Genomic DNA, 21,153 nt, shown 5'->3' with positions numbered 1-21,153 from the left:
GGCTATCTAGCAATCTTTCGGGACTCATATTCAGTCTTGATACAGTTTTCGACATCCTCCCGAAACAGGGAGGAGGAGGGAGGAGGAGAGGGGCGTAGGAAGTGGGGGTGAGAGGCTTTCCGTGATAAGCCTCACGAAGGTTAGGCGTAAAACTGAAAGAAAATTACAGTTCAAGCCATAAAAACACGAAGCCAGTCACTTTTAATTACTATTATTGAAATTATTGGTAACTCAAATTTATTTAATTTTTTTTGAAAAAAAAACTTTCCTTGACTGACAGAATTTTCTCGCTTAAATAGCACTATAGATATGTAAAATTAGCAAAGAGATGTACAGGATGTTCGCTAAATTGGCTCAACCATTTCCGCTAGGGGCTACATTATGTGATCAAGGTTGTAATTTTTCTATTCATTGCCCGGATAACAAAGAGATCCAATTGGTTTTATTTGATTACAACAACAAAAAAACCACTATTGATTTAGAAAACCAGCACTTAGATATACATTATGTTTTTGTAAAAGGAATTAAAAAGGGACAGGTATACGGTTACCAAATTAAGGATAAAAATGAATCTCGCCTAATATTAGACCCTTATTCCCAAGCGCTAAATAAAGTCCCCTATTATATTGAACCCTTTACGGCCGATAGGAGTTGGCACTTTGCCAAGTCGGTTGTCGTCGATCACAGTTTTGACTGGGATGACACTTGCCCCCCCAAAATACCTTTTGAAGAAACCATCCTTTTCGAAACACACGTTAAAGGATTTACTCAGCAGCACCCGAATATTGAAGAAAAGTACCAAGGCACCTACCTTGGCTTGTGCCAGCCAGAGATGATTCGCTACTTCAAAGAGCAAGGGGTTACAAGCCTTCAGCTCTTGCCGGTCACGTCCTGTATGTCTGAACCTCACCTACTAAAAATGGACAAGGTCAACTACTGGGGGTACAACAGTTTATGCTTTATGGCTCCTGAACCACGCTATGCGACTGCCGATCCGGTCAGTGAAATGAAAACCATGGTCAGGGAGCTCCACCGACACGGTATTGAAGTGATTATGGATATCGTGTTCAACCATACCGCCGAAGGTGGTGAAGGCGGCCCCAAGTTCCACTTCAAGTGCCTAGATAAAAACTATTACCAGCTGGACACACACAAAAACTACAAGAACCACACCGGTTGTGGTAACACTTTTGACCTGACTTACCAGCCAAGCTTAACTATCGTACTGGACACACTGCGCCACTGGGTGACCCATTATCAGATTGATGGCTTCCGTTTTGATTTAGCCACCACTTTGGGCCGGCACGGCGATCGCTTTAACACGCAAAGCGCCTTCTTCAAGGCTATCGCGCAAGACCCAGTCCTACAGCGCGTGAAATTAATCGCCGAACCCTGGGATATTGGACCTGATGGCTACCAGCTTGGGTACTTTCCACGCGGCTGGAACGAGTGTAACGATAAATTCCGAGACACCGTAAAAAGTTATTGGCTATGCCAAGAAAACAACGTCAAAGAGTTTGCGACCCGCATTATGGGCTCTCGAGACCTATTCAGCGCCGGCAGATGGCCCGACAAACTCCCTGTTAACTTTGTTTCCTACCATGACGGCTTTACCCTTCAAGATCTGGTGTCCTACAACCACAAGCATAATCATGCCAACGGTGAAAACAACCGAGACGGGCATGGTGACAACCGATCAAACAACCAAGGCGTTGAAGGAGAAACCGCTAACTACGCGGTACGAAGCCTCAGAGAACGTCAAAAGCGCAACCTCATGACAACCTTGCTATTCAGCTTTGGTATTCCTCATATCCTCGCGGTCGATGCCCTCTCCCATACTCAAGGGGGGAATAACAATGCATATTGCCAGGACAATGAGATCAGTTGGGCAGATTGGACACCCAGCAAGGACAAAGATGAGTTCAGCCAGTGGCTGGCTATCATGTTGGAACGACGAAAGACGTATATGGCACCGTTCATTCGTGCTTTCAGCGGCGATAACAGGGGCCATCACCGTATCCATTGGAATCGTTCTAACGGGCAACCCATGAACGCTGAAGACTGGCAAGGTCTTGAAGCCTTCTCGCTCTATCTTGGCTTGTTTGATTCCGGCAAAGAGCTATTGTTCTTGATCAACAGTTCTACAGTCCCTACCCGCTACCGTCTACCGGAAGGCAGCAAATGGCACGTGATTTGCGATACGTCTGAGGCAACACTTGGATCTCACCAAGTGCAAACAACGTATATGCAAGGCGCACAGTCACTGACGATTTTGAATCGCGACTAGAGCGCTGTAGCAACACCAACCAGCCCGCTCTAATAAATATTAGTTCGGGCTGATTGATTAACACATTTTCCCAGACAGGTTTGCTTTTGCTTGCGTCATTAACTCTTCAGGTATATTCAGGCGCTTCAAATAGGCTTTCACTTTCTCATCCCCATTAGAAAAACAATCCTTACCAATCGCAGCTTGTAACGCCCTCTCCAGCAACCTAAAGCTTCGGTACTCACCAATGCCAAGCTGATTAGTTTTGAGATAGTTGTCGGCAATTTCCTGTTTCGAGGCCCCCATCAATAGCTGAAGAAACGCACAAGTGACGCCCGTTCTGTCTGATCCCAGCCGGCAGTGGACTAAATATGGCCCCGAGTGTCTGGCAACAACCGCTATCAGACGCCGAATACCATCTTCAAAACCCAGCTCATCATCGTTTAGCGCCTCATTTCTGTCTGACATGAAATATACGGTCTCGTAGGCCATAGGGACGCTGTGTACGTTACCCTTTTGCCAGCAGCGTTGATAATAGCTTTCAGGGGCCGAAGGCATAGACCGAGCTAGCACTTCTTCACTGTCTGATAAATTGATAACACTGCTAATCCGGTGTTGCTCGGTGAGTGCCATCGCTGTTGCCTGTCTGACAGGCTCAATCACTTTTAATACTGAATGATTAGCCCTAGACGGGGTCACAGGGTGATAAGACCGGTAAAGCCAGCCAGGTTTTAAATCACCACCATCAACCGAACGAAAGTTAGCGAGTTGATAGTCTGATGAAAAATGTGTTTTTTGGTTTTTTATAAAAAAAGAATGCTTGGATGCCTCCGATATCTCTTTTAATTGACACTCAGAAGGCTTTTCAAGAAACAATAAATGGTTAAGCCCACCATTGCTTTGGTTATTAAAGCAGTAACCATCCTGAACGTTATCTATTTCAACAGCAGCCTGTGCTTCCTCGCTCCAAATAACGTATTCAATAAAACCTGAGTTGCCGATTTTATTCACTTCATTTACGTTTTTTTTCAATTGATATTCATTGCCACACCGTTCAAAACGAAAACCTTCATCGAGCTTCCAGTTAGTAAACGTGCCTTTTAAATATAATTTCCCATAAGTGCTCGAGAGAGTGAATAGAACCTGATCACCTTGAATTTGATAATGCATAATTTTGCATTTTCTCCCTAAAAAAAGGGCTCTATTTCAGTAATGAAATAGAGCCAAGCCTAGCAGTAGTAAGACAATTAACCGCAGTTAACTGGATTTAGCGACCTTCAGGTAGCAGTACAGCAAAAGATTCATACGGCTTGAGCGTAATCGTGGCTGATAACACTTGATGGTGTGCATAGTTTGCAATGACACACTCGACTCGCTCTGCCTGTAAATACTCAGGCAACGCCAAGGTGACTTCTTCTGCCGTAAAGTTATTGAGCACAAACAAGCGCTGGTTTGCATCAGAACGCACATAGCCAAAGACTTTGTCGTGATCTTCAAATACTGGCTCAAACTCGCCGTAGACAATAACCGGTAAGGACTTACGCAGTTCAATCAGTTTTTGGTAGTGGTAGAACACTGAGTTTTGGTCGTCTAGCGCAGCGTTGACATTCACTTCTGGGAAGTTTGGGTTGGCCTTGATCCACGGCTCGACAGATGAGAAACCGCCGTTATCGCTGTCGCTCCATTGCATTGGCGTACGTCCGTTATCACGGCTGTTTTCATGCACCGCTGCCAGCATTGTTTCCGGTGCGACCCCATTCTCCGTTCGCTCTTTGTAGAAATTCAGCGTCTCGATATCACGGTATTCATCAATGCTATCAAAGGCGACATTGGTCATGCCGATCTCTTCACCTTGGTAAATGTAAGGCGTACCTTTCATCATATGCAAAGTCGTTGCGAGCATTTTTGCCGACTCCACGCGGTACTGTCCATCACAGCCATATTTCGACACTACACGGGGAAGATCATGGTTGTTCCAGAACAATGAGTTCCAGCCTCCATCGGCCAGTTCAACCTGCCACTTAGTTAACACTTTCTTAAATGTCGGTAAATCAAGCGGAATCGGCTGCCACTTATCACCATGCTTCCAGGTCAGGCTGATATGCTCAAACTGGAAGACCATCGAAAACTCTTCACGGGCAGGATCGCTATACAGTTTGGCAATCTCCGGTGTGGCATCCCACGTTTCACCCACGGTCAGCAAATCCTTATCACCGAAGGTCGCTCGGTTCATCTGCTGGATAAGCGGGTGCAGGCGCGGGCCATTACCCGTTATTTTCTTATCAATTTCCTTACCAATAAGATCAATAACGTCCAAGCGGAAACCACCGATCCCCTTATCAATCCACCAATTCATCATCTTGTGCACTTCCTCTTGAACCTTGGGGTTTTCCCAGTTCAAGTCAGGCTGGCGCTTAGAGAAAATGTGTAGGAAGTATTCGCCGGTTTGCTCATCGAACTCCCAGCCGCTTCCGCCAAATACAGAGCCCATTTCATCCGGCACCCCACCCCCTTCTGCAGGTTGGCGCCAAACGTAATAATCGCGGTAAGGGTTATCTTTTGATTTACGCGCTTCGATAAACCAAGGGTGTTCATCGGAAGTATGGTTGACCACCAAATCCATAATGATACGGATGTCGCGTCTTTTCGCTTCAGTAAGCAGTTCATCCATATCGGCCATGGTGCCAAATTCTGGTGCGATATCTTGGTAATCAGAAATATCATAGCCATTGTCATCCATCGGTGATTTGTACACCGGCGACAACCACAGGACATTAACACCCAGGGTTTTCAGGTAATCCAGCTTGCTTATAATACCCTGAAGATCTCCCATACCGTCATTGTTGCTATCGCAGAAGCTGCGTGGGTAAATCTGGTATACAACGGCATCGTGCCACCACTTAGGCGTAATATTCATGGCAAACCCTCAATAAGAAGTCATGGTAACGTATTTGGCCATATTTTATGACGCCCCCCTTGTTATGGAAAATACACTCCCCCCTCAATGATATAGATTTTGTCTATATCACAAAGATAATTAACGACCGAGATCACAAGTTAGTCCCCTTTCGCTTTGTGATAGATTTCAAAAAGTGTGAGACTGCTTGCAAAGATTTTTCACAGGTTTCTATCGATGGACAAGCACTACCGCCAGTTTCTCGTCATTGCTGAACATGGCAGCATCAGTTCAGCTGCTGAACAGTTGAACCTGAGCCAGCCGACGCTCACCAACAACATGAAAAAGCTGGAAAAAAACTTAGATGTCATCCTCTTCACCCGCCGTTCGAAAGGCGTTGATCTCACCGAGTACGGTAAGTTGCTCCATGAGCAATTACAGGAATTGAGTCGCCGTCACGATACCATGCTGGATAAGCTCGCCGATCTGAAAGCAAGGAAAACAGAAAAGATCAAAATGGGTACCGGTGACGCCTGGTGGGAAGTCTTTGTCAAATCCGCATTACAACGCTATTGCGAGCAACATCCTGGTATTTCCATTCAACTGGAGTTTGGTAATCACCTCAAGTTAATGGACATGTTGGTACACGGTCATATCGACTTGTTCATCGGGCACGAAATTCACGGCCTTTCCCGCCGCTGCAACGTACAATTCACCCCCATACTGCAAGATCAAGAAGCGCAGTTTGTACATCGTTCTCACCCCTTATTGCTTAGCGGTAATCCAGGCGATAACAGTCATATGTACCCACTATTGCAAGTCACGCCAGATCAAGACAGCTATCAGCACTTGATTGAAAACCCGCAACCCAAGCAACAAGAAAAAGAGCGGAAAAAACTCAGTGAGCGTATTACATATGAAATCAATTCACTCAGCGCCAGTCTCGATTTACTTACAACCTCCAAAGCCGTCATGCCGTATACAAAAAGCATGGCGAACTACTTCGAGCAATTTGATATTGTCCCACTCCCCAGCACCTCCGCGCCACAAACAGGTATCGTTGGCATTTATCACCTCAACGAACCGAACGCCTCTCACATCACTGATATAAAAGAAATTTTATCACGTTCGCAGTAAAACAATATCGCCTCAAGATTGGAGTCAGAGCTTAATGTTGGCAGTCACTTTTGCAGCGTCGGTGATCACCATAGGAAGGGAGGACTGGCCAATATGGCGGTCAAGTTGCAGTACCGGAATTTGTTTACTCAGATTTTGGTAATACGCGTCATTGGTGTGGCTTGAAGTAATTACCAACCCATCAACTTGCCGCTTGATCAGCCCCTCGGCATAAACGCTCCAACTCTCGAGATATTGAAACAAGGACCCTTTGCGAGTTTCGTCTTTGATCCGAAAAGTTGATGCCCGACCATTAAGCACCATACTTGCGGTTGTTTTGGAAACCCCTGCCAGTTTGGCAATATCGGCGATGGTTATACGTTTTCTTTTTCCACAACTAACCCGCTTTAGCTTTATCTTGGCTTTCACTATGTTGATAGCGTACAAAATGAAAAGGAAAACGTCAGAAGATTAGAAAGGACTATCTTTGTCGAGTTCACCGCAAATGCCAGATACGGCTAATGCCATTGCCGATTTAATCACTTGCTCCTGGCGAGCAAGCTGCATCTGATAAAAAGCAATATCGGTATCATCATCAGGTGGTGCTACGTCCAATAATACAACCCCCATGGTTTTCACCATATGTAATTGCTTGACGGACTCGAGAATAGCTGGCTCTGTGAAGCTATACTCTTTACCTTCTTTATTCAAAAAATCACGCAGTTTAATGATTGCTTCAATATCGTGGTACACATTGTCTTCAACCACGCCTAACCCAAATAGCAGCTTTAACCGAACAGTAAGTTCGCCTAAAGGGCCAGATTGGCTTAGTAACGGCTCAACAACAGATTTCACCGCAAAGTCATCTTTGCGGAAAACCCGTTGGATCAAGCTTTCAACCGCTTCATCAAACACATCGACTGAAGTGATGAAAAAACCTCGTACGGTTGGGGCATCATTGAGACGCTCTAAAATGTCAGATTCTTGGTCACTATGTGCCATAAATTATGTATCTCTGTAACAAAAGGATAGCACGTAGCTTCCTTAACCTGTTGTTATAAAAGTGATTGTATCACCTCGATTGGCACTATTTCACATTAAGATGCCTTTTCTTGCGTATTTTCACTTTTCTCTTCCGTATTCGGTTCTATTTTCAATAAAACCCCGGCAACAACGAAAGAAACAACCGTAGCCGAAACAATCGACAGTACCACACCAAGTAGTGATGACTTGGGTGTTAACAACAAAATGGCAAAAATTGAGCCGGGAGAAGCTGGAGACACCATCCCTGCTTCAAAGAACGACAGCACAAACACCCCTGTCATCCCACCAGCGATCGCCGCAATAATAAGGCGAGGCTTCATCAGAATATACGGAAAATAAATCTCATGGATCCCGCCGAGAAAGTGAATAATGGTTGCGCCACCGGCCGTTTGTTTAGCCATTCCTTGGCCAAACACCATATAAGCCAACAAGATACCAAGTCCAGGTCCGGGGTTGGCCTCAATCAAGAAGAAGATTGACTCGCCAGCTTCGCGTACCTGCTGTACACCCAGTGGTGACAAAATGCCGTGGTTGACAGCATTATTCAAAAACAGGACCTTGGCCGGTTCGACAAAGATAGACGTCAAAGGTAACAGGCCGGCATCGATCATGACATTCACGCCTGTTGCCAAAGCGACTGAAATAATTTTGACTGCTGGGCCAATCATAAAGAACGCAATGATGGCACACATCATTCCTATGATGCCGGAGGAAAAGTTATTCACCAGCATCTCAAAACCACTCTTGATCTTGCCTTCTACCGCTTGATCAAACTTTTTAATGAGCCAACCGCCCATCGGCCCAAGGATCATCGCTCCCATAAACATAGGAATATCAGTACCAACAATGGCACCCATTGTTGTCACGGCCCCCACAACAGCGCCGCGCTCCCCACCGATCAACTTCCCCCCTGAATAACCAATCAGTAATGGGAGTAAATAGATGATCATCGGTTCAACAAGTTGGGCTAATGTTTCGTTAGGCCACCAGCCCGTTGGTATAAACAGTGCCGTTAAAAAGCCCCAAGCGATAAATGCTCCAATATTTGGCAGCACCATATTGGTAAGAAAGCGGCCGAAGCTATGTATTTTTATTTTTGTTGTTGGTGAAAGCATAAATCATCCCATCATTTTTCTTTCTTGAACCACTATACCCAAGTCGAGAGACACCACACAATTGCTTATACCCAAGTAACTTCAATAGACTGAGTTCAATAATGTAAAGTCACTTGGGTATATATCACAGTATTGATTTCGTTAGCTTCAATTACCAATATTCAAGTTCACATACCTACGTCCAAGCCCTTCATTCTCATCCAATCAAAAAGTCCCCATATGAACAAGCCCGCTTTCGCCTTGGTAAATGCAAGCATTGATCGATAAAGCGTTGGCCCCGAACAGAAGAGTGGAGGGATAGCTCGCTCTCGAATAGTTGCATGGTCTCAAAGTCGATGCCTCGTTCCTCGCAAGAAACCCTTAACACACGGCTTTCATTAAGCGTTTCCTTGCTCCAACGCACTTTATAGATATAACCAGTGCCTTCGACAAAACAGCAGCCCTCGACAGCACCCACCCACCCAGAGATATCTTGACCAAAATCAGGGTCAATCATCCCGTGATTAACGATAACCGTATCAGCAATACTAAATTTGTGCTTCACCAGATGCATGACCTCTCCCCCATTTCCTCGCCCAAGCTTGTTCATTTAATAACAACAGTAACGCGAGAAGGAGGTACGATTGTACCTCCTTGAATTTGTATAACTTAAAACGTGTTGTAAAGTGCTTCAATCTGTTTGGCTTCTTCGCCTTCGGCATCCAAGCCCGTATATCTGGCCAGTGTCGGACGCAAGCCAATTTGTTTAAACGAAGTCTGCAGTTCGATTGCCTGTGGGTCAGTATCGTTGGTGTACTTAAATGCAGCGGCAATGCCTTTTAACAGCGTACCATTTTCAACACCGTACTCCATGGTACCCAGAAGAGGCTTGATAAGACGGTCATTTGCCCCCAACTTACGGATTGGCTGACGGCCAACACGATCAATTTCATCACGCAGGTATGGGTTGGCAAAACGGCTAAGAATCTTATCAATATAGGCGTTGTGCAGTTCACGGTCGAAACCGTAACGGCGGATCAGCACTTCTCCACTTTCCTGCATTGCTGCTTTCACCTGGTCATACACTTCCTTGTCTTCAATCGCATCACGAATAGTCTCGTGGCCTTTCAGCGCACCAAGGTAAGCCGTCACAATGTGGCCTGTGTTCAAGGTAAATAACTTACGTTCAACAAACGCCATCAGGTTATCAGTGGTTTCCATCCCTTCGATAGCCGGGATATCCCCTTTAAACTGCTGCTTATCGACAATCCACTCGCTGAAGCTTTCGACGGTCACTTCTAATGGGTCATCATTCGCCGCTTCTGATGGCGGCACAATGCGGTCAACCGCAGAGTCAACAAAGCCCACCAGTTCATCTGCTTGGGCGTGGTAACGGCTGTTTAGATGCTTGTATACCTCTTCTTTGAGATGAGTCGTACCACGAACCATGTTTTCACAAGCAATGACGTTTAGCGAGTTGCGATTACCCGAATCGAAGCGTTGCGTCAGACCAGTGGCAATGGTTTTTGCGATAATATCCAGTACGTTAGGCCCAACAGCGGTGGTAACCATGTCGGTGTTGATGATTTGGTCAATCACATCCTGGCTTGTTGAATTAACGGCTGTAACATGTGTAACGGTATCAATTTTACACTCACTGCCGACCACTTTTACTTTGTAAGACTGGTCATGGCTTAGCTGGTCGACTAACGGCTCATCAACGTCAGCGAAAGTAACGGCAACATTGGCGTCTGCCAGTAATTTACCAATGAAACCACGACCGATATTACCTGCACCAAAATGTACTGCTTTCATAATATTTCCTACCAAATTAACTGTTACCAAATGCCCCTTTGACCTTGAACACCTTTAACGTATCAACAAGGGGGGGGGAGAGGCCGGAGGGGGAACACCGGCCTCGGTGTGACTCAATGATTGTGTGGATTAAGCGGCTTTCTCGCCGGCGAGTATTTCTAACACTTCGCTGACATCACAGGTCGTGGTCAAGCGCTCAATCGCGTCTGGATCATCAAGTGCATTGGTGATGGTAGTAATTACCTGAATATGTTCATCATTCTTGGCTGCAATGCCGATAACCAATTTCGCTACGTCGCCCTCATCTTCTGTAAACTGCACACCTTCCTGGTATTGGCAGATAATGATGCCTGTCTTCATCACCTTATCTTTGGCTTCAACGGTACCGTGAGGTACCGCAATGGACTCGCCAAGATAAGTCGGAACCAGTTTTTCTCGCTCGAACATGGCATCAACATATTCTTCTTGTGCGTAACCCAGTTTGACTAATTGCTCACCGGCGTAGCGAATCGCCTCTTCTTTGCTGTTCGCCTTCAAACCAAGGTGGATATTTTCAGCCTGAATCTGGAATATCTCAGTAGGTTGCTCAGCATAGCTATCATCGTTAGCGGCTAGCACAGAAACGTTGATTAACTCGCCATCGTTGGCAGCTTCAGGGCTACTTGCAGCCACAATACTGGTGACTAGGTCGTTGTACACCTGGCTATCAAGGAAGTTAGTTAGCGAAAGGTGCTGGGCATTAGCGGCGTGCTTACGAGCACGGTCAGTCAAATCTTTATGAGTAATCACGATATCCACCTCTTGCGGCAAACTGTTGATAGCACAGTTGGTTACACTGATATTTAGGCCCGCTTCCTGAACTTTCTTGCGAAGAAGACTGGCCCCCATCGCACTGGATCCCATACCGGCATCACAAGCGACGATGATGTTGCGCACATTGGCTAAGTTAAAACTCGATTCAGCTAGGACGGTTGCCGGAGAGCCTTTAGGTGAGGCTTTCATACCTTTCATCTTGCTGGTTGCTTCCGCGAGTTCGTCACCTTCTTCATCGGTCACTTTCTGTGTTTTCATCAGTAGCGCAGCAACACAGAAAGACACAGATGTGGCAGCGATAACAGAAAGGATGACACCGACAAATGATGCTTTAGGAGTCATCAGCAAGATAGCGAAAATCGAACCAGGTGAAGCCGGAGAGACAATACCTGCATCAAATACTGTCAGGGTAAATACACCCGCCATACCGCCAGCAATTACCGCAAGGATAAGACGAGGATTCATCAGGATATATGGGAAGTAAATCTCGTGGATACCACCGAAGAAATGAATGATAGATGCACCACCTGCGGTTTGTTTTGCCGTGCCGCGACCAAATACCATGTATGCCAACAGGATACCAAGGCCTGGGCCTGGGTTTGCTTCAATCAGGAAGAAGATTGACTGGCCAACTTCATTCGCCTGCTGGATACCCAGAGGAGAGAAAATGCCGTGGTTAATCGCATTGTTGAGGAACAGGATTTTCGCTGGCTCGACAAAAATAGACGTCAGAGGAAGCAGGCCTGCGCTCACCAGCATGTTAACCCCACCAGCCAATGCTGATGACAGCACCTTCACGAATGGACCAATCATGTAGAAGGCAAGGATGGCACATAGCATCCCAACGATACCGGCCGAGAAGTTGTTGACCAACATCTCGAAGCCACTCTTCACTTTGCCGTCTACCCAGCGATCAAAACGCTTGATAGCCCAGCCCCCCAATGGACCCACCATCATGGCACCCATGAACATCGGGATATCGGTACCGACAATCACACCGATTGTTGTGATGGTACCGACTACGGCACCGCGTTCACCACCAACCAATTTACCGCCGGTATAACCAATCAACAACGGCAATAAGTAAGTGATCATTGGACCTACCAACTTAGCCAGTTCTTCATTTGGAAACCAACCTGTTGGAATGAAAAGTGCTGTAATGAAGCCCCACGCGATGAACGCGCCAATATTAGGCATCACCATGTTTGATAAGAAGCGACCAAAATTTTGTATCTTGATCTTTGCATCTGGTGATATCATATCGATTCCCCGTCTGATGTTCAGTTATGAATTTTGTGTTAGGTACGGTTCGCCAAAACCGTCCAATTGCTTAGTACCCAATTAATCTAACACAGAATTTTCAAGCCGAACTGATGACGGGTTTTTTGTGAGCTATATCCCCGAAACATCCCTTCAAACGATTTTCTCCGTGATCCACATTGCAGAACGTCAATGTAACTTTGCTACAATTCAGCAGCTAAAGATTTGTCAATATAAATTTCACCACCTAGATCACAAAACCCAGACGAGCAGATATCAATCAGTTAGTGAGATAGATCACACTAACGGCAATTAAGCTCTACTAGACAGAACCCTATAGCGACCCAGATCACATTCCTTAGCCGAATAAAGGGCATCTCCGGACTTCAATTCATTCCACGATTACATTTTGTAACTCACTTTCAGTTGTACCCAGCATTTTCTATCGATGGACATAGGCCTTTAACAAAAAAAAGACCGGCTTATGCCGGTCTTTTTTCATGCTTGAGTGCCTGTCAGTAACGGTATTCCCAGGTTACAAACCCAAAATAACCATCATATTTCTGATTAACATCACCCATATAAGCGGTTTCACCATTGAACAAGTAGTCATCTTCAGAGAAATTCTCATAGCGCATATCTACGCGAATGGTCTGATTCTCATCAAGACGATAGTCACCTTTCAGCTCAACACGGTGGCCTTTAGAGCTGTTATTCGGATAACGGTAACCGGATCCTGTCGTATCCGTTTTTCCCCTGCCATAGTGGTAACTGTAATCTAGAGCGATATCCAGCTTCTTAGAGAACAAGTTATCACGACTCAAGCCTAGTCCAACGGTCTTAATATCATCCTCAATCGAGGTTGAGTAGCGCCCCCAGTCAGGTGCGTTGCTATTGGCATGCTCCTGCTCTGAACGGATCGACTGCTGGTTGTAATAGGCATAGCCGGTTGTATCGTTTTCAAGATAGACATTGATGCCTAGATCATAGCCGTAATCCTGCCCCTCACTCACCCCAACATCCGGTGCTGGGTATTGCTCGTCGCCATACCATGCTTCGGCTGTTAACTGGACATGCTCGGTAACATCGTAATTGGCATTACCGCGCAGTTCGATACGATCTCGATCAGCGAGGTAATACTGGCGAAGATTCACATCGCTGCTGTTGGAGTTATGCCAATCTGAACCATCCCGAGTCTGATAGGAAAGTTTAGCGCCCGCATTCCAATCAGCATCAGGACGATAGCGAGCACTCAGGTACAACGTGTGATCTTCCGTCCTTTCCCGATCGGCGTATTCACGCTTATCATAACGGTAGTCATAACCCGCACTCATGCGCAATGATCGGCTGAAACGGTGATCGACAGCGGTACCTAATCGGCTTTGGGTACGATCATACTCTTTCCGAGTCACCCCAACTAACGCATCCAGATCAGAGCGATCATCACGCTCACGATAATCTGCCGTCACTTTCAAGCTTGTTTTGCGGCTTAAGCGATTGAGATAATTAGCATCGGCCTGCCACGTGTTGACATGTCCTTTGAACTTGCTCTTTCTGTTATGGGCATCAGGAAATGCATCCAGACCACCATCAGATGTCGCTTGCGACCACATAACACGGCTGGTTAGGCTCTGCCTGTCCCAGCGATAATTGCCCGACAGGGCAAGCTGATGGAACTCATTATCCGGCTCAAGCGAGAACTGGTTCATGTAAGGATCACCACTCGGCCCGTAATACAAAGCCGTATAGTCATTCCTAAAGATCGATGTGCGGTAAGCAAAATCCACCATCCAGCGATCTTCCAAATAGCTCAGTCCAGCACTGGCATTCAAGGTCTCATGCTCAATCGGTTTTTGTACATAACCCGGTACGTTGCCCACACCAGGGATTGTTGAGGTATAGAAGGATTTCGTTCCTTCTTTTTTCTCAAATATCATATCGGCATGAGGGCGCCATGGGGTATGCGGTGTATATTTCACCCCAATATCCAGTTTCTTGCGTGTAATTGACTTATCAAATACCTTTAAGTCACCAGCAGTCTGAACATTACTACTTCCGCTGTAAGCGCTAAGACTTGAATTATTCCAGTAATACGGTGTTTCGCTGTAACTGCCGCGTACCCGAAGTCCATCGTAATGGCCAATTTCACCCTCTAAAAGAAAGCGATCGAACCCCAAGTCCTCAACTTTTACCTTCTGGTAGAAGCCATCATCATCATGCCGCTCGAGATCAGCATTGAAACTGCCGACCATGCCTTCACCGGTATTTGCCGGTACCCAATTGTTAAACCGGGTTGAACCGCCGTTGTCGCTGTAACCAGCGCCAAAACCGACGGTTCCTGTCCACTGACCATCAGTACTGCAATCGCTGCAACGCCAACGGCTGGTATCGGCCTCACCGGCATTCTGCAGGGCATAGTCTCCCTGCGCCAGCGCAGGGAAAGCCAATGCCGCGGTGATTGATAACCATAATGGAGATAATTTCATGACACTCTCCTTAGTATCTCAATGCGCTTCCGCGAGGGTGGTTGGAGCCGTGAACCTGGTTATGACAGTTCATACAGCTTCCGCCCCGCACTCGCAAATCATTCTCAGGGATATCAACATTGGCGTGAGGCACTTTGTGACAATCCTGACAAAGCTGAGGAAGACGCTTATCCAGCATCCCGCTGTTGATCGAGCCATGCGGGTTGTGACACAAGGTACAGTCTTCCGTTACCGGCTCATGCTCCCACAAGAACGGACCACGCTTTTCGGCATGGCAGTCGTAGCAGGTTTCATTGATCGACGAGAAGTTCAGGCTGTACTCGTTCACCGTCTGATGCGGATCGTGACAGCTCGAACACTGCATATCACCGTTTAGGATCGGGTGGCTGGTACGCTTGTGGAGATCCGATTTGGTCTTCGAGTGACACGACGTACAGGTCTCAACCTGCAGTTTCGGCGTCATCATAGGATCATCCTTCTGGTGAACCTTGTGACAGCTCGAACAAGACAGATCTTCAAACGCGTGCTCGCTGCTGTGCCAGGCCGATCGGCTTGAATCGGTATGACAAGACAAACACACACTGTTCTGCTTCTCCGATGACACTGGCGAATCCGGGCCGAATGTGATCATCGGCTCGCGCATCTGACCCCTGCGAGGGTTTCGAGGGTGGTTGTCTGCTGGACCATGACAAGCTTCACATTGCCTGTCGCTCATCGGCCCATGCTTGTTGGCAGCCATTCCGTGAATATTGTCAAAAATCCCTGTTGCAGGCTTTTCAGACTGATCGTCATGACAACGCATACAGCCATCAGCCCCCTGGCGGGAATATTTGCCATCACTGAACTTCTTATCCAACACCGCCTCGATCTCTTCACGAGGATCAACATCTGCGGCATGCACCGATGCAACCATGCCCACTAACGCAAGCATCACCGCTACGAGCCACCGCTGAATTGTTGTATTCATTAGAGTTTCCTATTTTCGAACAGTTATCCGGGGGCACGCCCCCGGATAAGCTCACTTAACGGTAGTCGTAGATGTTATGGACACGATCAACACCTGCTTCCTGACCAACGCCATGACACGACGCACACTGCTCAGTACCGGTTGCCTCTTCGGGCGTATCTGCCGCAAACACGGCGCCATTACGCAGCATGTGGCTGATAGCTTTATCACCGAGAGCCGGGGTGCTGGTGTTTACCTTGCCCAAGGCAGACTCAAGGTGACAGCTACCACAAGTCACCAACGCCGGGCTGAAGTACTTCGCTTCGCCGCCAGCATTGATCGCCGACGGACGGGCGTTCTGCTGGTTTGGCAGGTGGTACTGCTCGGCGGTGTGGCACGACTCACAGTTGTTCAGGGCCCCAGGGAAGTCAGAACCCCCTTCGCGTTTCGAACCAAAGGCATGGAACGAGTGAACATGATATTTCAGATCGCCAGGGATCCCATCGTACCAAGAGACACGCTCAGCATTGTGACAGCTTGCACATTGGTACAGCTCCGTCGCAGCATGATTTTCAAGGTGGATGGTGAAGCCCTCGTGACAGGTCGAACACAGTTCCTTTTCAGCGCCAAAGACAAACTGGTGATTATCGTTAAAGCCACTCTGGTCAAACGAAGCTGTCGTGGTATTGGCTGCAATCAGGCCACGGTTATTGATGTTTTCAAAATCAGTAAACGAAGCACATTCCATCAGCTCACCACTACGGCGATCGGCACACAGCGGCATCTCAGCTACCGAAACGGTCAGGATAGAACCGGCTTCAGGCTGTTTGTCGTCTTCACCGAACGTTTTGCTACAACTGAACCAGCCATCACCCTGAGCCTCACATGCATTGCCAGCTAGGTTAATGGTATTAGGCGCAACAAAGTTCAGTGGTGACGAATAACCGATTTCCGCACCCTGACCATTATCCCAGTTGATCAGCAAATAAGCCTTGCCAGTCTTGATAAATGGCGTCAGTTCCGACATCGCTTCGATACCGCGACCATCTAGCATGACGCGAGCACGTACATGGTAAGTCGAAGCAGAGAAGCTGGCTTCGTCGATAGAAACATCGACTAAATCACGCGCCATCTCTAGGTTGTCAAGACGTCCAAGGTGAACACTGCGTGCACTGCGCGCAGCATCCGAACCGTCGTTTTCATACGGCTTGTGGCAACTGGTACAGCCTGATTTGCTCCAATCAGTACCTAGACGACCAGGGTGGGCAGAACTACCAGATTGGCTTCCTTCCAAAGAGGTGTCACGGTACAGGTGGCAGGTCTCACAGGTCTGCTGGCTCGGATGCTCGAACCAGTTGTTGGCATCCGGTGTTTTCTCCGACACCTCGTTGTGACAGGTGGTACAGTTACGCGCATCCTGCGGGAACGGGCTACCAACGACAACCGGGTTGCCTTCTTCGTCTACAACCGGCTCTTTATCGCGATCGACTTCGAAGATGTTTCCGTGTTTCTGGTGCACGATCGCCGACAACGGGCGGCGGCTAGGTGCTGCACCCGGGTTACTGTCGTTGTGACAGGCTGCACACACCGCGAAATTGTTATCAATCGCGCGATAGCCCGATGAGTGATAGAGAGGTTCACCCATATGACAACTTTCACAGTTTTCATACTCGATAATATTTCTCGACACCGTCTCCACTGCCGCGGATGGGTCAGGCACCCATTCATGGACATGGGTAAAGCCATCACCCTGCTCGCCGTAGGCCATCACGATGCGGTGCAGCTTGTCGGCATCCCATGGAATAAATTCACTTCCTTCAACTCTGTCATCAAGATGCGGTTCAACCACTTTCAGAATATCCGGAATGGCGAAAGTGTATGAATATCCATCATCTTTCTCTTCCAGAACCCCATCCGTGACCTTCTCCATGCCAGCTTTACTATTTGAACTACTGGAGTGATGGAAGCTTTTCCAGTAGCTGTTGCCATCGCGGCCACTGCTACTGCGCTGAGGCATTGCCTTTAGCACTGCGATTCTGAAATCTTTATTCAAATCGAACTGGTACGGCTGGCCAAACCCGTCATAGACAGTAAAGTCGACGACCAGTTTCGTCTCACCGGTTTCTAGAGTCTTCAGCTTTGGAGTGCTGACATTGACCGTAAAGTCACCTTGTATCGGTGGCGGCGTATTTTGATCTTTTTTGTCTGTATTACATGCTGCAAGCAAGCCACATAGCAATACAACCCACACTGCTTTTAGTATCTTCATCTTCTGATCCTTGATGAGGATTTATTCTTATTGGACTAATGGGTGCTGATATCCATATCCAAGTAGCAATGATACCGATCTCTATATCGACACACGGCGAACAATCCAACAACAAGGCCAAAGTTAAGCTTACAGTCAACACAACACACATAGAAGGATCATCACAACAACTAATAAGCGATTACCTATATGCAGAATGTATCATTACGCCCCAAGACATACCTTGTAGATGAAACATTACAATGCCAAATTCGAAAAATTGATCTTAGTTACATCCACCACAAATTTTAAAATATAAACCAACACCCCTAAACGTTTATTCGTTCAAGTATTTACTCTAACCACCACCTCTCTAACAATTATAATAAAATCTGTCAAGCACGGATTTTGCGACTTTTACCCCAAAGATTAGGATTTACCGAAAAACCCACTAAAACATCATAAAAACAACAGCTTAAAATAATCACCATCTTAACCAGTATTTTTAATACACCTTAAAAATCAATAAGATAGCTATATTTATGTATTTCACCGCAATATAACCACATATATTAATAATGAGTTAAAACATATAAAATCAATATATTAATAGCAAAATAAAGTCACTACAAAATAAACAACTTAAATCGAACTAACCCTTAATGATTATTTACAATTTATCATAACCACACTTTTCCCATTAGAATATAATAATTTTGAAAATAATTGTTGCTGCGGAGTTTGCTTGTATGTCTTTTTTAACTAAAACAAAAAAAACAGCTTTGTTCATTGCTCTATCTTCTAGTTTTATTACATTTAACGCCCACGCTCTTTCAGATGAACTGATCCAGAGCTGTGAGTCTTGTCACGGTGCTGATGGGGTCAGTTCTCAAACAGATATTCCTACGATTTCTGGTATTCCAGAGTGGAACCTCAGCGATCAAATGCTGCAGTATTTAGATGGCAGACCTGCCAAAACCGTGAACTATGTTCATGGCGATACAAGCCAATCCGATGACATGGCTAATATTGTCGAGTCACTAAGTGAAGATCAAATTGAAGCTCTAGCCGCTCACTATGCTGAACTACCTTTTGTCCGTGCTCAGCAGCCATTCGATGCCGATCTAGCCGCCATGGGTAAAGAGCTTCACGACAAGAGTTGTGCTCGCTGCCACGCAGACGGTGGAAGTGACCCGTTTGATGAAGCATCCATTCTTGCAGGACAGAAAAAAGGTTACCTACTAGCCAGTATGATGGAATACAAAAATGGCCAGCGTGACGCTGATAAGGGCATGGTAGATGCAATAAAAGCCATGAGCGATGACGAGATCAAAGCCGTTGTAGAATACTACGCTAGCTATCAATAATAGAGAGAATGACCTTGAGTAACCCTCAACAAAAGAAATCCTTATGGAGTAAGCCAAGCAAGAAATGGTTGCTAGGCATTCCAATCGGAGGCTTTCTGGCTTTTATCTTGGGAGCTATTGCACTAGGTGGTTTTCATTATGGAATGACTTACACCAATAACAATGATTTTTGTTATGGCTGTCATGTCGGTATGGATACGATTGTGGAAGAGTATGAAGCTTCACCACACTTTACCAATACTAGGGGCGTCGTTGCCGCGACTTGCAGTGACTGCCATGTACCACAAGAGTTTTTTCCTAAAATGGCCCTTAAAATTGGCGCCAGTGTGGACATTATCCACATGATAACGGGGAAAATTAACTTGGAAAACTTTGAGTCAGAACACCGCCCTCGTTTAGCCGAGAGGGTCACCCATGAGTTCAAAGAAAATGACTCGAAGCAATGTCGATATTGCCATGACGTAACGACAATGGATTTTGAGAATCAATCTCGTAATGCCTCTCGTCGTCATCAGACAATGGAAGCTCGTGGCCTAACATGCATTGACTGTCATGCTGGAATTGCCCACAAGCTGCCTGAATAATCGGGCTACGCCTCTGATTCAATCATATCAGGGGCGTTTTCTATTTAGCTTTCATTATCTTGAGTCAGCACACCACGACGGATCTGATCTAATTCGATAGACTCAAACAGCGCTTGAAAATTACCTTCCCCAAAACCTTCATTACCTTTGCGCTGAATGATTTCAAAAAATACAGGCCCTATAACGGTATCGGTAAAGATCTGTAGCAATATGCCTGTCTCATCACCATCAATCAGAATCTTCAATTCGCTGAGCTTGGCGACATCTTCATGATGCCCCGGTACGCGCTTGTTGATCCCTTCATAATAGGTATCGGGAGTATTCATGAAAATCAAACCGCCCGACTTCAGCTTGGATACCGTCCCGAAGATATCATCCGTACTCATGGCAATATGCTGGATCCCTTCCCCGTTGTATTGGTTGAGGTACTCCGCAATTTGCGACTTGTCATCACGAGACTCGTTGATCGGGATCCTGATCTTGCCACACGGTGCCGTCATCGCCCGCGATAGTAATCCCGTCATTTTACCTTTGATATCAAAGTGTCTAATTTCCCTAAAATTGGCAATTCGCTCATAAAAACTCGCCCATAAATCCATGTTTCCCTGCTTCACATTGTGGGTAAGGTGATCAATCACTAGCAACCCCGCATCGCGATCTTGCATACGAGCCTGGTAGTCGGGATAGAAATCAAAATCGATATCGTAGATATTGCTATCGCCATATCGATCGACCAAATAAATCAGTGACTCGCCAATTCCGTAGATGGCTGGAATATTTAGCTCCATCGGCCCTGACTGCGGCGGACAAGCCGTTGCGCCTTTATCAACCGCATACCTCAGTGCTTGCGCGGAATCCGCGACCCTGAACGCCATTGCATTCACACTGGCACCATGAACACCAGCAAAACCCGCCGCCTGAGAGTGCTGCTCTCCATTGATGATAAAATTGACGTCACCTTGACGGTATAACCATACTGATTTGTGTTTATGCTTAGCGACTTCAGCGAACCCCATATCATGAAAGAGTTGTTTGAGGTTTGCTATCCCTTCAGACGTTGGGGCGGTATATTCCACAAACTCAAAGCCGTCTGTCCCGAGTGGATTCTCAATCATCTTCATCATCCTTTCTGCCGTAAATCAACATGGTCGCTAGACCTTATCTAAACAATTAGCAGTTCGGTTATAGGTTGAGAAATTCGTGCTGCAAACAATGTTG

15 protein-coding genes and 1 pseudogene are annotated in these 21,153 nt (G+C 46.4%); 4 read left to right on the top strand and 12 right to left on the bottom strand.

What is annotated here, in order from left to right:
* The first annotated feature begins 337 nt into the window (after positions 1–337).
* Complete coding sequence (gene glgX, locus C9I99_RS11410; RefSeq protein WP_107349008.1) at positions 338–2,287, top strand: glycogen debranching protein GlgX; 1,950 nt, start codon at positions 338–340, stop codon at positions 2,285–2,287.
* Positions 2,288–2,344: 57 nt separating this feature from the next.
* Here the strand turns inward: glgX and C9I99_RS11405 are convergent, their stop codons facing one another.
* Together C9I99_RS11405 and C9I99_RS11400 are read right to left on the bottom strand one after the other, a co-directional pair.
* On the bottom strand, positions 2,345–3,436 hold the full coding sequence (locus C9I99_RS11405) for a tyrosine-protein phosphatase (RefSeq protein WP_243734426.1): 1,092 nt from the start codon (positions 3,434–3,436) through the stop codon (positions 2,345–2,347).
* A gap of 97 nt (positions 3,437–3,533) precedes the next feature.
* Positions 3,534–5,183 (bottom strand): glycoside hydrolase family 13 protein, encoded by a 1,650-nt coding sequence (locus tag C9I99_RS11400; RefSeq protein ID WP_208113379.1) that lies wholly within the window; start codon positions 5,181–5,183, stop codon positions 3,534–3,536.
* Positions 5,184–5,399: 216 nt separating this feature from the next.
* Here C9I99_RS11400 and C9I99_RS11395 point away from each other — a divergent pair, with 216 nt between their 5' ends.
* A complete protein-coding gene (locus C9I99_RS11395; RefSeq protein ID WP_107349006.1) occupies positions 5,400–6,299 on the top strand; it encodes a LysR family transcriptional regulator in 900 nt (299 codons plus the stop codon).
* Positions 6,300–6,323: 24 nt separating this feature from the next.
* Here the strand turns inward: C9I99_RS11395 and C9I99_RS11390 are convergent, their stop codons facing one another.
* The 9 genes and pseudogenes from C9I99_RS11390 to C9I99_RS11350 all read right to left on the bottom strand — a co-directional run bounded on the left by C9I99_RS11390 (position 6,324) and on the right by C9I99_RS11350 (position 18,005).
* The gene (locus tag C9I99_RS11390; RefSeq protein WP_166645412.1) at positions 6,324–6,707 is read right to left on the bottom strand and encodes a LacI family DNA-binding transcriptional regulator; all 384 of its coding nucleotides are present in this window, start codon (positions 6,705–6,707) and stop codon (positions 6,324–6,326) included.
* A gap of 42 nt (positions 6,708–6,749) precedes the next feature.
* Positions 6,750–7,280: an MltR family transcriptional regulator gene (locus tag C9I99_RS11385; protein ID WP_107349004.1), complete on the bottom strand. Its 531-nt coding sequence runs from the start codon at positions 7,278–7,280 to the stop codon at positions 6,750–6,752.
* 98 nt (positions 7,281–7,378) lie between these two features.
* Positions 7,379–8,437 (bottom strand): annotated as a pseudogene (locus tag C9I99_RS11380) (PTS mannitol transporter subunit IICBA); the annotation flags it as partial.
* A 196-nt stretch (positions 8,438–8,633) separates the two neighbouring features.
* On the bottom strand, positions 8,634–8,990 hold the full coding sequence (locus C9I99_RS11375) for a hypothetical protein (protein WP_107349002.1): 357 nt from the start codon (positions 8,988–8,990) through the stop codon (positions 8,634–8,636).
* A gap of 95 nt (positions 8,991–9,085) precedes the next feature.
* On the bottom strand, positions 9,086–10,231 hold the full coding sequence (locus C9I99_RS11370; protein WP_166645411.1) for a mannitol-1-phosphate 5-dehydrogenase: 1,146 nt from the start codon (positions 10,229–10,231) through the stop codon (positions 9,086–9,088).
* A gap of 129 nt (positions 10,232–10,360) precedes the next feature.
* Positions 10,361–12,304, bottom strand: coding sequence for a PTS mannitol transporter subunit IICBA (locus C9I99_RS11365; RefSeq protein ID WP_107349001.1), 1,944 nt, complete (start codon positions 12,302–12,304; stop codon positions 10,361–10,363).
* 515 nt (positions 12,305–12,819) lie between these two features.
* Positions 12,820–14,790 (bottom strand): MtrB/PioB family decaheme-associated outer membrane protein, encoded by a 1,971-nt coding sequence (locus tag C9I99_RS11360; RefSeq protein WP_107349000.1) that lies wholly within the window; start codon positions 14,788–14,790, stop codon positions 12,820–12,822.
* A 10-nt stretch (positions 14,791–14,800) separates the two neighbouring features.
* Positions 14,801–15,757 carry a DmsE family decaheme c-type cytochrome gene (locus tag C9I99_RS11355; RefSeq protein WP_107348999.1) on the bottom strand — a complete coding sequence of 319 codons (957 nt, stop codon included), beginning with the start codon at positions 15,755–15,757 and terminating at the stop codon, positions 14,801–14,803.
* A 55-nt stretch (positions 15,758–15,812) separates the two neighbouring features.
* Positions 15,813–18,005, bottom strand: a complete 2,193-nt coding sequence (locus C9I99_RS11350; RefSeq protein ID WP_107348998.1) for an OmcA/MtrC family decaheme c-type cytochrome — start codon at positions 18,003–18,005, stop codon at positions 15,813–15,815.
* Positions 18,006–18,733: 728 nt separating this feature from the next.
* Here C9I99_RS11350 and C9I99_RS11345 point away from each other — a divergent pair.
* A complete protein-coding gene (locus C9I99_RS11345; RefSeq protein WP_107348997.1) occupies positions 18,734–19,351 on the top strand; it encodes a c-type cytochrome in 618 nt (205 codons plus the stop codon).
* A 14-nt stretch (positions 19,352–19,365) separates the two neighbouring features.
* Complete coding sequence (locus tag C9I99_RS11340; protein ID WP_243734424.1) at positions 19,366–19,935, top strand: NapC/NirT family cytochrome c; 570 nt, start codon at positions 19,366–19,368, stop codon at positions 19,933–19,935.
* A 44-nt stretch (positions 19,936–19,979) separates the two neighbouring features.
* Here C9I99_RS11340 and hppD read toward each other — a convergent pair whose 3' ends face one another.
* On the bottom strand, positions 19,980–21,056 hold the full coding sequence (gene hppD / locus C9I99_RS11335; protein WP_420849229.1) for a 4-hydroxyphenylpyruvate dioxygenase: 1,077 nt from the start codon (positions 21,054–21,056) through the stop codon (positions 19,980–19,982).
* Positions 21,057–21,153: the final 97 nt, after the last annotated feature.

The sequence above is a fragment of the Photobacterium lutimaris genome, from assembly GCF_003025555.1.
Lineage (GTDB): Bacteria > Pseudomonadota > Gammaproteobacteria > Enterobacterales > Vibrionaceae > Photobacterium > Photobacterium lutimaris.
This window is presented reverse-complemented; position numbering and strand designations above follow the sequence as displayed.